The 18545-nt window shown below is 55.2% G+C and carries 16 protein-coding genes, 1 other RNA gene and 1 pseudogene; 11 read left to right on the plus strand and 7 right to left on the minus strand.

Annotation, left to right across the window (positions count from 1 at the left end):
* Positions 1–4: 4 nt before the first annotated feature.
* Genes M2497_RS05760 through M2497_RS05770 form a run of 3 tightly spaced genes read right to left on the minus strand, consistent with a single transcriptional unit; the run spans position 5 to position 4571 of the window.
* Entirely contained in the window at positions 5–478 is a 474-nt protein-coding gene (locus M2497_RS05760; protein WP_149873203.1) for a hypothetical protein, read from the minus strand.
* Positions 479–2689 (minus strand): hypothetical protein, encoded by a 2211-nt coding sequence (locus tag M2497_RS05765; RefSeq protein ID WP_200645810.1) that lies wholly within the window; start codon positions 2687–2689, stop codon positions 479–481.
* Positions 2682–4571, minus strand: coding sequence for a hypothetical protein (locus tag M2497_RS05770; protein WP_248486246.1), 1890 nt, complete (start codon positions 4569–4571; stop codon positions 2682–2684). The genes M2497_RS05765 and M2497_RS05770 overlap by 8 nt, the downstream gene beginning before the upstream one ends.
* An 81-nt stretch (positions 4572–4652) precedes the next feature.
* On the opposite strand from M2497_RS05770, the pseudogene M2497_RS05775 reads away from it, so the two are divergent.
* Positions 4653–4856 (plus strand): annotated as a pseudogene (locus M2497_RS05775) (MBL fold metallo-hydrolase); the annotation flags it as partial.
* 178 nt (positions 4857–5034) lie between these two features.
* Positions 5035–5808: an OmpA family lipoprotein gene (locus M2497_RS05780; protein WP_012722283.1), complete on the plus strand. Its 774-nt coding sequence runs from the start codon at positions 5035–5037 to the stop codon at positions 5806–5808.
* A gap of 61 nt (positions 5809–5869) precedes the next feature.
* On the opposite strand, the gene M2497_RS05785 is transcribed toward M2497_RS05780, so the two are convergent.
* The 4 genes from M2497_RS05785 to M2497_RS05800 all read right to left on the minus strand — a co-directional run bounded on the left by M2497_RS05785 (position 5870) and on the right by M2497_RS05800 (position 9316).
* Positions 5870–6451 (minus strand): BON domain-containing protein, encoded by a 582-nt coding sequence (locus M2497_RS05785; RefSeq protein ID WP_016974948.1) that lies wholly within the window; start codon positions 6449–6451, stop codon positions 5870–5872.
* Positions 6448–7041, minus strand: a complete 594-nt coding sequence (locus M2497_RS05790; RefSeq protein ID WP_007904374.1) for a phosphoheptose isomerase — start codon at positions 7039–7041, stop codon at positions 6448–6450. The genes M2497_RS05785 and M2497_RS05790 overlap by 4 nt, the downstream gene beginning before the upstream one ends.
* A gap of 92 nt (positions 7042–7133) precedes the next feature.
* A complete protein-coding gene (locus M2497_RS05795; RefSeq protein WP_248486248.1) occupies positions 7134–7505 on the minus strand; it encodes a YraN family protein in 372 nt (123 codons plus the stop codon).
* On the minus strand, positions 7505–9316 hold the full coding sequence (locus M2497_RS05800) for a penicillin-binding protein activator (RefSeq protein WP_248486250.1): 1812 nt from the start codon (positions 9314–9316) through the stop codon (positions 7505–7507). The genes M2497_RS05795 and M2497_RS05800 overlap by 1 nt, the downstream gene beginning before the upstream one ends.
* A gap of 176 nt (positions 9317–9492) precedes the next feature.
* Here M2497_RS05800 and rsmI point away from each other — a divergent pair, with 176 nt between their 5' ends.
* The 9 genes from rsmI (at position 9493) to mraY (ending at position 18542) form a co-directional block, all read left to right on the plus strand.
* Entirely contained in the window at positions 9493–10398 is a 906-nt protein-coding gene (rsmI, locus tag M2497_RS05805) for a 16S rRNA (cytidine(1402)-2'-O)-methyltransferase (RefSeq protein WP_248486252.1), read from the plus strand.
* 96 nt (positions 10399–10494) lie between these two features.
* Positions 10495–10848: RNase P RNA component class A (rnpB, locus tag M2497_RS05810), an RNA gene on the plus strand.
* A gap of 354 nt (positions 10849–11202) precedes the next feature.
* The gene (gene mraZ, locus M2497_RS05815) at positions 11203–11658 is read left to right on the plus strand and encodes a division/cell wall cluster transcriptional repressor MraZ (RefSeq protein ID WP_003171868.1); all 456 of its coding nucleotides are present in this window, start codon (positions 11203–11205) and stop codon (positions 11656–11658) included.
* 2 nt (positions 11659–11660) lie between these two features.
* Positions 11661–12602 (plus strand): 16S rRNA (cytosine(1402)-N(4))-methyltransferase RsmH, encoded by a 942-nt coding sequence (gene rsmH, locus M2497_RS05820; protein ID WP_085983643.1) that lies wholly within the window; start codon positions 11661–11663, stop codon positions 12600–12602.
* Positions 12599–12892: a cell division protein FtsL gene (gene ftsL / locus M2497_RS05825; protein WP_010213047.1), complete on the plus strand. Its 294-nt coding sequence runs from the start codon at positions 12599–12601 to the stop codon at positions 12890–12892. The genes rsmH and ftsL overlap by 4 nt, the downstream gene beginning before the upstream one ends.
* Complete coding sequence (locus tag M2497_RS05830) at positions 12892–14634, plus strand: penicillin-binding protein 2 (RefSeq protein WP_165447909.1); 1743 nt, start codon at positions 12892–12894, stop codon at positions 14632–14634. The genes ftsL and M2497_RS05830 overlap by 1 nt, the downstream gene beginning before the upstream one ends.
* The gene (locus M2497_RS05835) at positions 14634–16097 is read left to right on the plus strand and encodes a UDP-N-acetylmuramoyl-L-alanyl-D-glutamate--2,6-diaminopimelate ligase (RefSeq protein ID WP_248486254.1); all 1464 of its coding nucleotides are present in this window, start codon (positions 14634–14636) and stop codon (positions 16095–16097) included. The genes M2497_RS05830 and M2497_RS05835 overlap by 1 nt, the downstream gene beginning before the upstream one ends.
* Positions 16090–17460, plus strand: coding sequence for a UDP-N-acetylmuramoyl-tripeptide--D-alanyl-D-alanine ligase (gene murF, locus M2497_RS05840; protein ID WP_248486255.1), 1371 nt, complete (start codon positions 16090–16092; stop codon positions 17458–17460). Before M2497_RS05835 ends, murF begins: the two co-directional genes overlap by 8 nt.
* Positions 17460–18542, plus strand: coding sequence for a phospho-N-acetylmuramoyl-pentapeptide-transferase (mraY, locus tag M2497_RS05845; protein ID WP_058422956.1), 1083 nt, complete (start codon positions 17460–17462; stop codon positions 18540–18542). The genes murF and mraY overlap by 1 nt, the downstream gene beginning before the upstream one ends.
* The last annotated feature ends 3 nt before the right edge of the window (positions 18543–18545 follow it).

Below are 18545 nucleotides of genomic sequence, written 5' to 3' on the forward strand. Positions count from 1 at the left end.
TGAGTTAGCTCCGATGCTTTTTAAGTTCATTAATAATGTTATTTAATTGGGAAATTTGCGACGAGTGTTTTTCCTGCATCAACACGAGTTGCGCTTTTTGTGCCGCTGTGTATTTTTCTAGTGTGTCTATATAATTTTTTAGGTCGTGAATGTTTTGTCTGAGAGCTGTAAGTTTTTCTGGTTTGGATGTTTTTTTATTGATGTTTAAAGTGATCGATGATATTAGGCTTGCAATTTCTTCTCGTAAGTCAGGGTATCGTCTTAGAGTATCATTAGCGTTTCGTTTTATAGCGGCGGACTGTTCGCGCACTTTTTCAGAGTTTTGCAACATATTCCAATTATTGAACTGTCTAATCGTTAGAGGGTAGTATTCATCTTTAGCAAAGCTTTCGGTTTGAGTTGCCCATTTTCTAAGAATCAATATTTTTTCCATTATATTGTTAAGCGCTTCGTGCTTATTTATTTGTGATCGATTCATTTAGCCTCCTGCTAGTTTTTTGTGATGATACTCAATGATCTCATAAAGGTTTTGCAATTTTATCTCAAGGTTTTTAACTATTATGGAGTTTGAGCATAGGGTTTTTATTTGGTTGGATAATTCAAGTGAGTGCTGTTCCAAACCTTTTATATGTTCAATTGATGTGAATGAGAATGGGCAATTACTGCATAGTTGTGGGGTTGCGTTTTCTTTGTGAAGGGTGTTGTCCGAAAGCTCATAGCATTTCGAGCGAGACTTTATTCTATTATTTCCTGCAAGGCACTGTGCATGTTTAAAAGTTGATGGTGCATGGCCTCTTGAAGAAAGCCTCTCAATAAATGTATCAATTTTTTGGCGGTCGTCCAAACCTTTAAAAGTAACAGACTTTTGTAAGCGCCTGAATAATACTCTGACCATTTTTGTGTACCCGCCAGTCACGCTGTCGTTGGATATTATTCGATATATGATTTCTGAGAATTTTTCTTTTATTGCTTCATCCATATATTTTGCTATGTCGTTGTTGTGGTGTTTGTGTGTGTCTATATATTCTTCTATTTGCCAGTCATAAATTTTACTCAGCGTGGCTGCTTCGGATTGGGTAATCGGACTAGTTATGTAAATTTGGGTTGTTGCCAAGCACTCATGCTGGAGTTGGTATGATAGTGCGGGAAGATGTGGGAACTCGTGTTGGTTCATGAAAATGGTGCAGTAAAGCCTTCTGAACATATGTGGCGTTGAATGTATTTCAAATTTTAAGCGTGAAGAAATGAAATGATATGCTTGGCCGGTTTTATAGGCTTCAAAATTGTAGTCTGTATAGCTGCCTAAGAATCCCTTGGCAGAAAAAAGTTTATGTCTAAACAATGTGATATTAGTGTCTTTCAGTTTGCCTATTGAGTGAGTTTTATAGTCTATATTTAGATAGATTAGTTGTAGTTTCTCTAAAGCTTCAGCCGCTTTTTGTGTTGCGTTTCCTACATAAAATGGCAAATAGTCTTTTCGATTTTTTTCTATGTAAAACATCATTTCAAAGATATTGTTTTCTTTGTTGTAGACAGTGCAGGCGCCGAGGGATATACCGAGTTTACGATGTGTTATTTCGTCTCTTCTTCTTGCGTTAAATATAGCTATTATTAGAAAACAAGCTGTAAGTAGGTCTCTGGTTAAATGGTTTAGGTGTTTAATTGTTATTGGTTTGTAGATGTTTTCGGTTGTGACGGAAGGATTAATGAGTTTTGAGTGTAGAGATATATCGTTAAGTTTTGTTTTTATATTTCGGCCATCAATGTTGGATAGGCATGCACCTGCATAATGTATCGTCTCAAGTATAGCGTCACTCTGTTCGTACAATAAGGTCAGAGCTTCCTCTAACATTTTTCCTGCGCCATAACTGTTAATATTCTTTGTTCGTCCAGGTGTGTCCGTCAGCCTTTTACTTAGGCGGGAATATTCAGGATAAGGTACCATTCCTAAGCGGTAGAGGTTAGGTATCCTATACAGGTAATTTAATGCTTCCAAAGTCTGGCGTAATGAACTGTAATTCATGCCAAGAGTTAATGTTTCTTTCTGGTTTTTAGCTGCCGATGGCCAGCCTTTCATTGCTTTAAATTTCTGTACTTGGTCGAAGTATAAAGATGTCTCCTTGCCTGTTATGTTTGTAGAGATTGCTAATTGAAAGCCAGCACTGCTAACTGATTTTTTGCTGTTGGTGGACGTGAAAACAGGATGATCATAGTCGTTTGCTGTCGCAAGAAAACTGCTAAGTCTTTCACTAATATTCAGTGCTTCATGCCAACCCCCATTTGCTAAATGGCAAGGTAGCTTCTTTAATGTATGGGGAGAAAGGTCTTTAAGGTCGAATGTGTCGTTTAGCCAAATATATTCCATAAATTTAACTGTTATTGTTAACATAAATGCAATTCTGTTTGCTTTGCTTTTGGACGAGGGGGTGTTTCTCGAGTATTCGCTAACTGCATAAATGGTCGATAAAAATAGAATTTCATGATCTACTAATTTTGTAGGTTTTGGGTAGACCGAGTTGGGTGGAAGAACAAATCTCTGCAAAGATATCTCTTTGTAGCCAACTTCATCTTTCCTTGCTTCACTTTGAGTTATTCGAAGTAAAGCATCTGGTGTTACTGAGATGTCAGTGTCTAAAGGATGTTTTTTTAGCTGTAGAAGTATCGCGCTGGATAGGTTTTTATTAATCATGATTAATGGTTGCCTCTATCTGTCTTAAAATATAACCATAGGCGGAGCTATTAATGAAATTGTATAGTGCCTCGTTGAATATGATTCGAGGGGCTATCCGCATGGAGAAGTGGTCATTGTTTTCAGAGTAGAGCTGCTTCCAGTGATGGTAATAGTAGTTTCGTGTGCGTATGACTTCAGTTATCCGAAACTCATCAATTTCAATTACACGGTTCGGACAGCCATCACCGATATGGCAATGATGGGCTTGGCATATGTTCTCTCCAGATTGAAGGCCTTTAAAGGGATGATTGATCGGGTCGGAGCATAGTGCTCCATCGCCAATAGGCATTAAATTTAAAGTGCCGGTTGTTTTTATTTTTTCCATATTGAAGATGATCTTTTTTTCTAATCTCTTTTGGAACTCGAGATTAATTGAGGAGTTTATATTTCTGCTGAATAATTGGTCAAGATAAAGTCCGGTTGTGCCTATGCTTGTATGTCCGAGTTTGCGTCTTGTATGCTCGGTACTTCTCGTGGTGTAGTGCTCGAGGCTCCCAACTTGTTCTCGGATTTGCTCAAGTGTAAATTTGAAAAGGCTATGCCTTTCAATGAAAGCGTCGGGTGTCATTTGAATCATTACAGATCTTTCCGTGTACATGTCTTTCGAAGTGGTCCACGAAAACCATATGCGTTGTTCGGTAGCGGGGATAAATTCAAGTAAGATTAGTTGGTTTCGATTCCATATAAGACGACGAATGGCATCTTGATAATGTTTTTCATGCCGATCAATGAATACTGATGGGGTAAAGTCATCTGTTTTTGACTTGTATCCTTGGATTTCGTAGTGCCCATATTCTTCATCATATATGATGTTGTTGATTTCCATTGCAAACAATGAGGCTTTATTCCAGCCTGTTCTACAAAGTAGCAGTATAAATATGGCTTGCAACTCGATAAAGCAAGCTCTGACGGAAAGTGCTAAGATATGCCTGGTGTTAAATCCAGGTGTGGAGGTAAGGCCAGCTTGTTTGAGCAATTCGGGTAACTTGTAACCAACCCATAAACGCGCGCCTTTATAAAGTAATTTGTCATCTTTGATTATGTTTAAATAAGCGTTTAATCTTTTTTTAGGGCATAGTATCTCATAGCGCCTAATGTCGTAAGAAGTGGGGTAAGAATTGTAAATAAATCGCCTGATTACTTTCTCTGTTGATGCGCTTCGTGTCGATTCTTTTGAGCTAATAACGAGCTTTCTCAAGATTTCTATGTTGTTTAGATCGGCAATGCATGCGTCTATTATTTTTTGCAGGTCGGTGGCGAGCAGATCAATGGACTTGGAAATCAGTTCGTTGTAGTTTTTGTGTGGGACGGCTCCTAGTGGGATTTTATTACTGTGGGCTTTGGCGTGTTGCTCGGAATTAAGTATTGGTCGTGGATCTGCTCGCAGTGCTCCTAGAATCGTTTTGTAATTTATAGACTCTCTGCTTATTTCATTTGGGCAGTTAAATGTAGAGTGGATTACAAGATTTCTAAATGAAAAAGATATTTTTCGTCGGGATTCTGCCTTTTTGTCTGTTCGTTTCAATAGTCTTCGTTCAAGGGTTAAAAAGAGACGATGCAAAAGGGCCGCAGTCAGTGCGTATTCATTTTTGTTTAAAATTTCGATTGCGTCGATGTCGACAGAGAGTTCACTAAGTGCCTGCTGGATTCCATAGGTATAGCTGGTTGTCACTTTTTCGTGAATTGATCGCGAACTTATTTGTTTGAGTGCTATTGCTATCCATGCATCTTGGACTATCCCAATAGCGTCAAGATCGAAGACATCTGTTCGATCGTAAACTCGGCCATTTGACCTAAGAATTGACTTTACACATATTAAATTTTCACTTTGCTTGAACAAGGTACGAGCTCCCGTGCTTGCGTAGGTATAGCAGGGTGCTCGCCACTCTGCTCATTTGCTCACACTACATTGACATCCGATGCCAAGCTGCTGATTGCCGGCGACACGCTGTTTCGCCGCGGTATCGGGCGTACGGATTTGTGGGGTGGAGACCAGGCGACCATCGTGCGTTCGATCAAGCAGCGGCTGTACACGCTGGATGAGGGGGCAACGGTGGTGACCGGTCACGGACCGGATACCCGATTGGGTGATGAAATGCGTGAGAACCCTTTTGTACGGGCGTGACGGAATAATTGCCGGGTTAGAGGCAAGCGTTGCAGCAAAAACTCAGGTCGGGTTCAGCGTGCGTCTGCTACGGTTGCTGTAGCGACGGAATTTTTGCCGTTTGTCGTGTTCCAAACTCGGCACAGGTCCATTGCCAATGTCCTTTGCACCATAGAATGCAAAAGTAGGAGCTCCCTTCATGTTCACTTCGCGTCGTCTGCTTGTTGTTGCTACCGTCGTAGCCCTGTTGTCCGGCTGCGCATCCCCTAACCCTTATGACGGCAGCAGCCAGGGGCAGGCGAGTAATGAATCCGGCGGTATGAGCAAGACCGCCAAGTACGGCGGCCTGGGTGCCCTGGCCGGTGCGCTGGCGGGTGCAGCCATCGACCATAACAACCGTGGCAAGGGCGCACTGATCGGTGCGGTCGTTGCGGGTGCCGGCGCAGCCGGTTACGGCTACTACGCCGACCAGCAGGAAAAGAAACTGCGTGAAAGCATGGCCAATACCGGTGTTGAAGTTCAGCGCCAGGGCGACCAGATCAAGCTGATCATGCCGGGCAATATCACTTTCGCCACCAACTCGGATGCGATCTCCAGCAGCTTCTACCAGCCGCTGAACAACCTGGCCAACTCGCTCAAGCAGTTCAACCAGAACACGATCCAGATCGTTGGTTATACCGACAGCACGGGCAGCCGCCAGTTGAACATGGACCTGTCCCAGCGTCGTGCGCAGAGCGTGGCCAACTACCTGACGTCCCAGGGCGTCAACGGTGCCAACCTGAGCGCACGCGGTGCCGGCCCGGATAACCCGATTGCCAGCAACGCCGACGTCAACGGCCGCGCCCAGAACCGTCGTGTGGAAGTGAACCTCGGTCCGATCCCGGGCCAGCAGTACGGCCAGCCAGGTGCTCAGCAACAGGCGCCACAGCAGAACAACCAGTTCCAGGGCAACCCGTACTCGCAGTACCAGTAAACATTCGCTAATAAAAAAGGGCGCCTATGTAAGGCGCCCTTTTTTGTAGCTGTCGGTTACATCAGTCGATGTATTCGAACACCTTCACGATCTTCTGCACGCCAGACACACCCTGCACCAGATTGGCTGCACGCGTGGCTTCGGCCTGGGTCAGCAGACCCATCAGGTAGACGATACCGTTGTCGGTCACGACCTTGATGCGCGAACCGGGGATCGCGTTATCGGTGAGCATCTGCGCCTTGATCTTGGTGGTCAGCAGGGCGTCATTACTGATGGCCAGCAGGGTGATTGGGTCCATCACCTGCAATTCGTTATGTACTTTCTTCACGCGCTGTACGGCAGCGGCGGCTTGCTCGGCCTGGGCCTTGAGGTCGGCGCGTGGTGTCTGGCCGGCGAGCAAAACAACGCCGTTGAAGCTGGTCACGACGATGCGCGATGCACCGTTGCCCAGGTCGGTCGCGGCCTTGGCGACGTTGACTTCAACCTTGGTTTCGATCAGCGAGTCGTCGATTTTGCTGCCGAAGGTACGGGTGCCCTTGTCATCCTGGATAGGGGTGTCGCGTGTTGCAGTGATGGCCGTGCTGCAGCCGCTGATAGCGAGGCACAGGGTGATGGCCAAAAGGCTGAGGCGGTTAACGGTCATTCTTCACTCCCAAACAGTTGGCTGTCGATCAGATCGCACAGGCAGTGGATCGCCAGCAGGTGGACTTCCTGGATACGTGCGGTGACATTGGCCGGGACGCGAATCTCCACGTCTTCAGGCAACAGCAATGAGGCCATGCCCCCGCCATCGCGCCCGGTCAATGCTACGACAATCATTTCGCGATCATGTGCGGCCTGGATCGCCTGAATAATATTCGCAGAGTTGCCGCTGGTGGAAATCGCCAGCAGCACGTCACCTGGTTGGCCCAGGGCGCGAATCTGCTTGGAGAAGATTTCGTTATAGCTGTAGTCGTTGGCAATCGAGGTGATCGTCGACGAATCGGTGGTCAATGCAATGGCCGGCAAGCTTGGGCGCTCACGCTCGAAGCGGTTGAGCAGCTCGGAAGAGAAATGCTGGGCATCGCCGGCCGAACCACCGTTGCCGCACGAAAGCATTTTGCCCTCGTTGAGCAGGGCGTTGACCATGACCTGACTGGCTTGCTCGATGTGCGGTGCAAGTACGTCCATCGCCTGTTGCTTGGTGTCGATACTGGCCTGGAAAAGCTGGCGAATTCGGGATTGCATGTCCATCTGTGTGACCTTAAGTAGCGCGGCTGTATGGCACAGGAATGTGCAGCCCGCAAAGCAAAGAGCAAAAGTGTGTGGTGAAGATGTCCGGCGAATCAGCTGTCGAAGGCATTTTTGAGCCAGTTCAGATCAGCCTGACCAGACGGTGTGCTTTCTATGGCAACCACATCGAAACGGCAGGGGGCGTCGGCCCAGCGATGCTCTTTTTGCAGGAAGAACTGCGCGGCAAGTATCAGCTTCTGACGCTTGCGCCCGTCGATACTGGCGAGCGCGCCACCCCATTGTGCGTGTTTTCTGTAGCGGACTTCGACGAATACTACTGTATCGCCGTCAAGCATGACCAGATCAAGCTCACCGCGTTTACATAACCAGTTCTGCGCCAATAGGCGCAGACCTTGTAGTTGCAAGTACTTCAGGGCTTGCAGTTCGGCGTCCTTGCCGCTTTGTGCGCTGGACCGCTCGGGCATCAGCGCGGCGTGTCCGGCAGGCGCTGGATCTCGCCACCGACAAACTTGGCCCATGGCATCTGGCGATCAACGCGCTGGTTGGCGCTGATACCCAGGTTGCCCGACAGGCCGTCAACACGGGTATCCGGCAGTGCCTTGAGTTGCCCCAGGCGCGGCGCCAGGCGGTAGGCGTCGACGCCCATCGCATACAGGCGACCGAGGCTGCCATTGGCTTGTGGCCATTGTGCAGCCACCTGGTTGCGCAGTGGGTCGGTGGTGTTGAGCAACCAAGGCGTTTCGCAGAACATCACGTTGGTCATGTCCAGGTACTGGTTCTTGTCGCCGCTGGCACTGAACACGTGGGATGTGGCGTACACCGGCACGTCGCCGGCGTATTGGAAGTTCAAGGTCGGCTTGATCTGCTGGGCCAGTTGCGGGGGCACGGCCAGGAAGATGAACTCGATGTCCTGGCGACGCGACGGCTGCGCGGCTACGTCGGTGCCTACGGTGCTTTGCAGGCTCTTGGCGCGGCCTTCGCTTTTGCGCAGCTGGAACAGATCGGCAATCTGCTGGGCGAGGGCGACGGGCTGATCGACATACTCAACCCCCATGACCTGGCCGCCATTGGCTTCCCAGTCCTGGCGGAAGGCTTTGTAGACACGCTCACCCCATTCGCCACGCGGAACCATGGCAGCCGCGCGATGCAGGCCGTCGGCACGGGCGCGGCGCGACACTTCGCGGGCTTCGTCTTCAGCGGCCAGGCCGAACTGGAACAGTTGCGCCGGGCTGCGATCAGTCTCGCTGTAGTTCAACGCCAGGGTGGTGATCGGCAATTGCGGGCGGGCACTGAGCTGTTTGACCAAAGGCTTCTCCAGCGGGCCGACTACCAGTTGCACGCCAGCGGCCTGGGCCTTGGCGTAGAAGTCGTCGAGGGAGGTCAGGCGCGAGCTGTCATAGAACTCGATGACCGGTGGCTTCTGCCCGGCCTGTTCGGCCTGGTAGTGCGCCGCCATGAAGCCTTCACGCAGCGCCTTGCCGACGGAGGCCAGCGGGCCGTCCTGTGGCAGCAGCAGGGCGATCTTGTTCAGGGGCTGGCTGGCCAGTTCCTTGAGCTTGGTCAGTGGTGTGGGCAGTTGCACGGCAGCCGGGTGGCCCGGGTTCTGTGCGCGCCAGGTGTCGATGGCAGCCTGTTGCTGCTCCAGCGTACCGGCGCCCTTGACCGCTTGGGCCAGGGTGATCCAACCGTCCAGGACCGGATTGCCGCTGGCTTGCAGCTGTTCGGCCGGCACGGCGGCAATCAGGGCCCAGATGGCTTCGTGGTTGCTTTTGGCGGCATCACCCGTGAGCAGTGGGGCCATGGCGACACGCTCCCGGGCGGCAGCCAGGGTCTGGCCGTCGGCCTCATAAGCGCGGGCGTGCACGCTGCCGGTACGGATCTGCTGTTCAGGCGGCAGCTCCTTCAGGCTTTGCAGGCTCGGATGGTTCAAGGCGGTCAGCGCAGCCTTGGGCTGGTTGCGCGCCATGGCCAGTTCGGCGGCCAGGGTGCTGGCAAACACTTGCGCGGCGGGCTTGAGGACATCCAGGGGCACTTGCGCAAGAATCTGCGACGAGCGCCCGGGGTTGTTCTGCTTGTAGGCCATGTCTGCCGCACTCAGGCGCAGCAACGCGGCCTTTTCTGGCGTCTTGGCGGTGGTGGCCTGTTCGAGCAGTTGCTCGATACTGGCGTCCGGGGTCCGTGGAAGGTCGCCAAGGCTGGACGAGGGCGAGCTGGCGCACGCGGCCAACAAGGCAGCGAGGCAGAGGGCGGAGAGCAGCCGCAGGCAAGCGATCATGTAAGTGTTCCTGATACCGATCAAATTAGCGTGGAATTGTACCCAAGCACTGGCCCAGGCGCGATGTTACTGGCGTGAAACCATCGATTTAGGTCGTGCAAATGTTGCAGCTGGCGCCAAACGGCTGAAAAGGCATCGGCCGTGGTGGCATATTTTCAAGGCGCCTACGCGCTACAATGTCGCTTTTGCCAACCATCGAGGTGTGCGTTTTGACTGCTCCAGGTCCTTTGAATTCCACTGCAGGCTCGCTTTTTGTCGTGGCGACGCCCATTGGCAACCTGGACGACATCAGTGCCCGGGCACTGAAAGTGTTGCGCGAGGTTAAATTGATCGCGGCTGAAGACACGCGGCACTCCCAGCGTTTGATGCAGCATTTTGGTATCAGCACGCCATTAGCCGCCTGCCACGAACACAACGAACGTGAAGAAGGCAGCCGTTTTATCGTGCGCCTGTTGGCCGGCGACGATGTGGCGCTGATCTCCGACGCGGGCACGCCACTGATCTCCGACCCTGGCTACCATCTGGTGCGCCAGGCACGGGCCGCTGGTATCAATGTAGTGCCTGTTCCGGGCGCGTGCGCGCTGATTGCGGCATTGTCGGCGGCGGGCCTGCCGTCGGATCGTTTTATTTTCGAGGGTTTCCTGCCGGCCAAGGCCGTCGGGCGGCGCGCACGCCTGCAAGCGTTAAAGGAAGAACCGCGCACCTTGATCTTCTATGAGGCCCCCCATCGCATCCTCGAATGCCTGCAGGACATGGAGCTGGTGTTTGGCGGCGAGCGCCTGGCACTGCTGGCCCGTGAGCTGACCAAGACCTTCGAAACCCTCAAGGGCTTGCCGCTGGAAGAGTTGCGTGCGTTTGTCGAAGGTGACAGCAATCAGCAGCGCGGCGAGTGTGTGGTGCTGGTGGCAGGCTGGACCGCGCCTGAGGACGAAGATGCGGTGGGCAGCGAAGCCATGCGCATCCTTGGCCTGCTGCTCAAGGAGATGCCCCTCAAGCGTGCGGCCGCCCTGGCGGCGGAAATCACCGGGGTGCGCAAGAACCTCTTGTATCAAGCTGCGCTGGATAAACAGAAAGCCGAATAGTTCCGGGGTTGAACCGGTATTCCGTCTGAACGTGATGGCAATTCTGAACTTTTATTACTTGTCCTAAGTCCGCCGTGCCGTTAACCTGCGCGGCGGAGAGTCGATTGGACAGTCGCTGCCCTCTATGAAAATTAGGGGGGGGAGGAAAGTCCGGGCTCCATAGGGCGAAGTGCCAGGTAATGCCTGGGAGGCGTGAGCCTACGGAAAGTGCCACAGAAAATAACCGCCTAAGCACTTCGGTGCCGGTAAGGGTGAAAAGGTGCGGTAAGAGCGCACCGCACGACTGGCAACAGTTCGTGGCTAGGTAAACCCCACTTGGAGCAAGACCAAATAGGGTCCCAAGGCGTGGCCCGCGCTGGGACCGGGTAGGTTGCTAAAGATGTCCAGTGATGGCCATCGTAGACGAATGACTGTTCAAGACAGAACCCGGCTTATAGATCGACTCTCCACCTTTTTCCTTCTGTCCGAATCTCGAGCAGAAACCCGGTAGTAACGCAAGAATCCCTCCCTGCCGAATCATTGGCAGATGCATCTTCGTAATACCAAAAAAATCTTACTCTTAATAAATTACTTTAAGTTCAGCCTATAGCTCTTTGAGCTATTTGTGCTTGTTGGGCCAAAAACATCGCCGAACTCTGGTTTCTCCTCCCTTTACGCTCCTAAATCTCCGTTCTGTAAGGCTTTTCCTTGAATCCGCGCCTTGACGGTGTGGTGGGCGCATTCCTATAGTGTGCGCAAGTGGCGGAAAGTGGCACAAAGTGGGTTTTTTGAACGTAAAACGCTAAAATTTGGAGAAACGCATCTGTGTTTCGCGGAGCTAACGCTATCAGTCTCGATGCAAAAGGCCGTCTCGCCATGCCGAGCCGGTATCGTGACGAGCTCATTTCGCGAAGTTCCGGACAGTTGATCATCACCATCGATGCCGTTGACCCTTGTTTGTGTGTTTACCCGCTCGATGAGTGGGAGTTGATTGAAACCAAATTGCGCGCCCTGCCTTCATTGCGTGAAGAGAACCGCCGCCTGCAGCGTTTGCTGATTGGTAACGCCGTCGACCTTGAGCTCGATGGCAGCGGTCGTTTCCTGGTGCCGCCGCGCTTGCGCGAATACGCCAAGCTCGACAAGCGCGCAATGCTGGTTGGCCAACTGAACAAGTTCCAATTGTGGGACGAAGATGCCTGGGATGCTGTTTCTGCAGCTGACCTGGCTGCTATTCAACAACCGGGCGCCATGCCTGATGAACTGCGTGATTTGATCCTGTGACTATTGATAGCGGCTTTAACCACATCACCGTACTGCTTGACGAAGCCGTTGAGGCTCTCGCCGTACGCGCGGATGGCTGCTATCTGGACGGCACGTTCGGCAGGGGCGGGCATAGCCGGTTGATACTCAGCCAGCTCGGGTCCGACGGCAAACTCCTCGGGTTCGACAAAGACCCCCAAGCGATTGCCACCGGGCAAGCGCTAGCGGCCGAAGACGGCCGCTTTGTCGTTGTGCAGCGCAGCTTTGCCGAGCTGGGTGCCGAAGTCGCCGAGCGCGGCATGGCGGGCAAGGTGGCCGGGGTTTTGCTCGACCTGGGCGTGTCCTCGCCGCAACTCGATGACCCGGAGCGCGGCTTCAGTTTCATGAACGACGGTCCGCTCGATATGCGCATGGACCCGACCCGTGGCGTCAGCGCCGCACAGTTCATTGCCACCGCGCCGGTGGAAGAAATCGCCCGTGTGTTCAAGGAATACGGTGAAGAACGCTTCGCCGGCCGCATGGCGCGTGCCGTGGTCGAGCGCCGCGAAATCCAGCCGTTCGAGCGCACTGCCGACCTGGCCGAAGTGCTGAAGGTCGCCAACCCTGCGTGGGAAAAGGGCAAGAACCCGGCGACCCGTGCGTTCCAGGGCCTGCGTATTCACGTCAATAACGAATTGGGCGACCTGGAGGCCGGCCTCGAGGCTGCCCTCGAGGCGCTGGAAGTGGGCGGTCGCCTGGTGGTGATCAGCTTCCACTCCCTGGAAGACCGTATCGTCAAACTGTTCATGCGTCGCCTGGTCAAGGGCGAATCCGACAACCTGCCGCGCAATCTGCCGGTACGTTTCGAAGCCTTTGTGCCGAAAATCAAAATCCATGGCAAAGCGCAGTTCGCCTCCGAAGCCGAGCTCAAGGCCAACCCACGTTCCCGTAGCGCCGTCATGCGCGTCGCGGAGAAGTTGCGGTGAGCAAGCTTTTCGCCAAGCCCCTCCCGGGCGGCAGCTTCTTTATGTTGCTGCTGTTTGTTGGCGTGCTGATATCCGCGATTGCGGTGTCCTACAGCGCCCACTACAACCGCCAGTTGCTCAATACCCTGTACGGGGAATTGAGTGTGCGCGACAAAGCGCAGGCGGAATGGGGCCGGTTGATCCTGGAACAAAGCACCTGGACAGCCCACAGCCGCATCGAAGTGCTGGCGACTGAACAGTTGAAAATGCACATCCCGGGCGCGGCCGAAGTCCGCATGGTGGCGCCATGATGAAACTTGAAGGCGCACTCTACCCCTGGCGCTTCCGCCTGATGCTCGGCTTGCTGGCATTGATGGTGGGTGCGATCGCCTGGCGGATCATCGACCTGCAAGTGGTCGACCGTGACTTCCTGATCGGCCAGGGTGATGCCCGTAGCCTGCGTCACATCCCGATTCCTGCGCATCGCGGCCTGATCACCGACCGTAACGGCGAGCCGCTGGCTGTCAGTACACCGGTCACCACCCTGTGGGCCAACGCCAAGGAGTTGCAGGTCGCCAAGGATCGCTGGCCGGCGCTTGCCGCCGCGCTGGGGCAAGACCCGAAAGCCTTGGCTGAACGCCTGGAAGCCCAGGCCAACAAAGAATTCATCTACCTGGTGCGCGGCCTTACCCCCGAACAAGGCCAGCAGGTGCTCGACCTTAAAGTCCCCGGTGTCTACGGCATCGAGGAATTCCGTCGTTTCTACCCGGCTGGTGAAACCACCGCGCACATGGTCGGCTTTACCGACATCGACGACCACGGCCGTGAGGGTGTGGAACTCGCCTACGATGAATGGCTCGCCGGGGTTCCCGGCAAACGACAAGTCATCAAGGATCGGCGCGGCAGACTGATCAAGGATGTCCAAGTCACCAAAAACGCCAAGGCCGGTAAGCCCTTGGCGTTGTCGATTGACCTGCGCCTGCAATACCTGGCCAACCGCGAGCTGCGTAACGCGATCATCGAGAACGGCGCCAAGGCCGGCAGCCTGGTGATCATGGACGTCAAGACCGGCGAGATCCTCGCCATGGTCAACCAGCCGACCTACAACCCCAACAACCGTCGCAACCTTCAGCCGGCGATGATGCGCAACCGCGCCATGATCGACGTGTTCGAGCCGGGTTCGACCATGAAAGCCATCTCCATGAGTGCCGCCCTCGAAACCGGACGCTGGAAACCCAGCGACAAGGTCGAGGTGTATCCGGGTACGTTGCAGTTGGGCAAATACACCATTCGTGACGTGTCCCGTACCGAAGGCCCGGTGCTGGATCTGACAGGTATCCTGATCAACTCCAGTAACGTGGGCATGAGTAAGGTCGCCTTCGATATCGGCGGCGAAACCATTTACCACCTGGCGCAGAAGATCGGTTTGGGCCAACCCACCGGCCTGGATTTCCCCGGCGAGCGCGTGGGCAACCTGCCGAACTACCGCGACTGGAAAAAGGCCGAGACCGCCACGCTTTCCTATGGTTACGGCCTGTCGGTGACGGCGATCCAACTGGCCCATGCTTTCTCTGTATTGGCAAATAACGGCCGCATGGTTCCGCTGAGCCTTATCCATGTCGACGAAGCGCCGAAAGCCACCCAGGTGATCCCGGAAAACGTCGCCAAGACCATGCAAGGCATGCTGCAACAAGTGATCGAAGCGCCACGCGGTGTGTTCCGTGCCCAGGTGCCGGCGTATCACGTGGCTGGCAAGTCGGGTACTGCGCGTAAGACGTCGGTGGGCACCAAGGGCTACGCCGAAAACTCCTACCGTTCGCTGTTCGCTGGCTTCGGCCCGATGAGCGACCCACGCTACGCCATCGTGGTGGTGATCGATGAGCCGAGCAAAGCCGGTTACTTCGGTGGCCTGGTCTCGGCGCCGGTGTTCAGCAAAGTGATGTCCGGCACCCTGCGCCTGATGAACATCACGCCGGACAACCTGCCGCCGACTCAACAAGCGAACGCCGGTCCACCGGCCGCCGCTGTAAAAGCCAATGGAGGGCGCGGCTGATGTCTCTTAGCCTGAACAAGATTTTTGCCCACGCCGGCCGCGATCTGCTGATCCGCGAGTTGAGCCTGGACAGCCGCAATGTGCGCGCCGGTGACCTGTTCCTGGCGGTGCCTGGCGGCAAATTCGATGGCCGTGCGCATATCGCCGACGCCCTGCAACGCGGCGCGGCTGCCGTGGCCTACGAAGTGGAAGGCGCCACCGTGCTGCCGATCACCGATGTTCCGCTGATTCCGGTCAAGGGGTTGGCCAAACAGCTCTCGGACATCGCCGGGCGTTTCTATGGCGAGCCAAGTCGGCACGTCAACCTGGTCGGCGTTACCGGCACCAACGGCAAGACCAGCGTGACCCAACTGGTCGCGCAGGCCCTTGACCTGCTGGGCCAGCACTGCGGCATTGTCGGTACCTTGGGCACCGGTTTCTACGGCGCGCTGCAAAGCGGCCTGCACACCACGCCGAACCCGATTGCCGTGCAGGCGACCCTGGCCGACCTGAAAAAGGCCGGCGCAAAGGCGGTTGCGATGGAAGTGTCGTCCCACGGCCTTCACCAGGGCCGCGTTGCTGCGCTGGCATTTGATGTGGCGGTGATGACCAACCTGTCCCGCGATCACCTCGACTACCACGGCACCATGGAAGCCTACGCTGCCGAGAAGGCCAAGCTGTTTGCCTGGAATGACTTGAAGTGCCGCGTAGTGAACCTGGACGACGAGTTCGGTCGCCAACTGGCCGCCGAAGACCGTGAATCGCGCCTGATCAGCTACAGCCTGGAAGACGCCAGCGCGTACCTGTATTGCCGCGATGCCCAATTCAATGACGAAGGCGTGCGCGCGACGTTGGTGACGCCTCAGGGCGAACATCATCTGCGCAGCACCTTGCTCGGTCGTTTCAACCTGAGCAACACCCTGGCTGCCGTCGGCGCATTGCTCGGCCTGGATTACGCTCTTGACGAAATCCTGCGTGTGCTGCCCAAGCTGGAAGGCCCGGTCGGTCGCATGCAGCGCCTGGGTGGCGGCAAACAGCCGTTGGTGGTGGTCGATTACGCCCACACCCCGGACGCCCTGGAAAAAGTCCTGGTGGCCCTGCGTCCCCACGCCAAGGGCAAGTTGCTGTGCCTGTTTGGTTGTGGTGGTGATCGTGATCGCGGCAAGCGCCCGTTGATGGCCGAGATTGTCGAGCGCCTGGCCGATGGCGTGCTCGTCACCGACGACAACCCACGCAGCGAAGACCCGAGCCAGATTTTCGACGACATCCGCGTCGGCTTCAAAGATGTGTCCAAGGCTACGTTTGTAGCCGGTCGTGGCGCGGCCATCGCCCAACTGATCGCCAGCGCCAGTGCTGATGACGTGGTGGTGCTGGCCGGTAAAGGTCACGAGGACTATCAGGAAATCAACGGCGAGCGCCATGCCTTCTCCGATCTGGTCGAGGCCGATCACGCCTTGACCGCCTGGGAGGTTGCCCATGCTTAAACCGATGACATTCAGCGAACTGACCCAGGCCCTGTCGGCCCGTGTACTGTCCAGCGATTGCCGCTTCGACGGCGTGAGTATCGACAGCCGCAACATCAAGCCGGGGCAACTGTTTGTTGCCCTGGCTGGCCCACGTTTCGACGGTCACGACTACCTGAATGAAGTCGCCGCCAAAGGTGCCGTGGGTGCCTTGGTGCAGCGCGAAGTCGCGGATTCCACGCTACCGCAACTGCTGGTCGCCGACACTCGCCTGGCCCTCGGCCAATTGGGTGCGTTGAACCGTGCCGCGTTCACCAACCCCGTTGCAGCCATCACGGGCTCCAGCGGCAAGACCACGGTCAAGGAACTGCTCGCCGGTGTATTGCGCACCCGCGGCCCGGTGCTCGCCACCCGTGGCAACCTGAATAATGATTTTGGCGCACCGCTGACCCTGCTCGAACTGGCCCCGGAACACACCGCGGCGGTGATCGAGCTGGGCGCGTCGCGTATCGGCGAAATCGCCTACACCGTGGCGCTGACCAAGCCCCACGTGGCGATCATCAACAATGCCGGAACCGCCCACGTCGGTGAGTTCGGTGGCCCGGAAAAGATCGTCGAAGCCAAGGGTGAAATCCTTGAGGGCCTCGATGCATCGGGCACTGCTGTACTGAATCTTGACGACAAGGCCTTCGAAACCTGGCGTGTACGCGCCGCCGGGCGCAAGGTCCTGACGTTTGCCGTGCTCAATGCTGCGGCTGATTTCCACGCATCCAGCATCACCGTGGATGCCCGTGGTTGCCCTTCCTTTACCTTGCACACCCCGCAAGGCAATGAACACGTGCAGTTGAACCTGCTGGGCAACCATAACGTTGCCAATGCCCTGGCCGCCGCCGCTGCCGCCTACGCCCTGGGCGTGTCGCTGTTCGGTATCGCCACCGGGCTTGGCGCGGTGCAGCCGGTCAAGGGCCGTACCGTGGCGCAGCTGGCAACCAATGGCATGCGCGTGATCGATGACACTTACAACGCCAACCAGTCCTCGGTTTGCGCCGCCATCGACCTGCTTAAAGGCTTCGACGGCCGCAAGGTACTGGTGCTGGGTGATATCGCCGAGCTGGGCGACTGGGCCGAACAGTCCCACCGTGAAGTCGGCGCCTACGCGACCGGCAAGGTCGACGCGCTGTACGCCGTTGGCCCGAACATGGCCCATGCCGTCAATGCGTTCGGCCCTGGTGCACGTCATTTCGCGACCCAGGCCGAGCTGATCCAGGCGCTGACGGCGGCTGAACACGACAAACATACAACCATTTTGATCAAGGGATCGCGCAGCGCGGTGATGGAAAACGTCGTCGCGGCCTTGTGTGGCTCAAGTACGGAGAAACATTAATGCTGCTGCTGCTGGCTGAGTATCTGCAACAGTTCCACAAAGGCTTCGCGGTCTTTCAGTACCTGACCCTGCGCGGGATTCTGGGTGTGCTGACCGCGTTGTGTTTGTCGCTGTTCCTGGGGCCGTGGATGATCCGCACCCTGCAGAACCTGCAAATTGGTCAATCGGTTCGTAATGACGGCCCGCAGTCGCACCTGTCCAAGTCCGGCACCCCGACCATGGGCGGTGCGCTGATTCTGTCGTCCATCGGCGTAAGCACTTTGCTGTGGGCCGACCTGCACAACCGCTACGTGTGGACTGTGTTGTTGGTGACGTTGCTGTTCGGCGCCATCGGTTGGGTGGATGACTACCGCAAAGTGATCGAGAAGAACTCCAAGGGCCTGCCAAGCCGCTGGAAGTATTTCTGGCAGTCGGTGTTTGGCCTCGCCGCGGCGATCTTCCTCTACACCACTGCGCCCAGCGCAGTGGAAACGACCCTGATCATCCCGATGCTCAAGGACGCCAGCATTCCCCTGGGCATTGGCTTCGTGGTGCTGACCTACTTCGTGATCGTCGGTTCCAGCAACGCGGTCAACCTCACCGACGGCCTCGACGGCCTGGCGATCATGCCGACGGTGATGGTGGGCGGCGCGCTCGGCATCTTCTGCTACCTGTCGGGTAACGTGAAGTTCGCCGAATACTTGCTGATCCCTTACGTACCGGGCGCGGGTGAATTGATTGTGTTCTGCGGCGCGCTGATCGGTGCCGGCCTGGGCTTCCTGTGGTTCAACACGTACCCAGCGCAAGTGTTCATGGGCGATGTCGGCGCACTGGCGCTGGGCGCGGCCCTTGGCACCATCGCGGTGATCGTTCGCCAGGAAATCGTGCTGTTCATCATGGGCGGTGTGTTCGTGATGGAAACCCTGTCGGTGGTCATCCAGGTGGCGTCCTTCAAATTGACCGGGCGTCGGGTGTTCCGCATGGCGCCGATTCACCACCACTTTGAACTCAAAGGCTGGCCCGAGCCACGCGTGATTGTCCGCTTCTGGATCATCACCGTGATCCTGGTGCTGATTGGCCTTGCCACCCTGAAACTGAGGTAGAAA

This window comes from Pseudomonas sp. CYM-20-01, assembly GCF_023169845.1.
Taxonomy (GTDB): domain Bacteria; phylum Pseudomonadota; class Gammaproteobacteria; order Pseudomonadales; family Pseudomonadaceae; genus Aquipseudomonas; species Aquipseudomonas azotoformans.